At 31.1% G+C, this 366-nt stretch carries 1 pseudogene; it reads right to left on the bottom strand.

The window, feature by feature from the left end:
• Positions 1–334, bottom strand: a pseudogene (locus RI68_RS02990) (hypothetical protein); the annotation flags it as partial.
• Between the last annotated feature and the right edge of the window lie 32 nt (positions 335–366).

The following is a 366-nucleotide window of genomic DNA, read 5'->3' as shown; positions in this document are numbered from 1 at the left end:
CTAAATTTATTTGAGGTTGGATTTCTTGAGATTTTTGTTTGGCATCCCAGAAGATAAAGGCTTCTTCGATAGCGATTTCGTATTTTAGGAGATCTTCTAAGGTGTATTCGTAATCTTCGTGAGGATATTTTTCTTTAAAAGGATTAATTCTAGGTTTGAAATAAACTCCAATTAATCCCTGAGGAGGGTTTTTTAATTTGTTGTAGAAAAATTCACATCCATAAGGGTTGTATGAGGGTTCTTCGATATTATAGGTGGAAATTTGGATATTGAAATATTCTAAGATATTAGGAATATTTTCTTTCTTTATGACGTTGATGTCGTATCTTTTCATTTTTGGTTGGGTATTTAACCATTCTTGTTGAA

It is taken from the genome of Vaccinium witches'-broom phytoplasma str. VAC (assembly GCF_000309405.1).
GTDB lineage: Bacteria > Bacillota_I > Bacilli_A > Acholeplasmatales > Acholeplasmataceae > Phytoplasma.
This window is presented reverse-complemented; position numbering and strand designations above follow the sequence as displayed.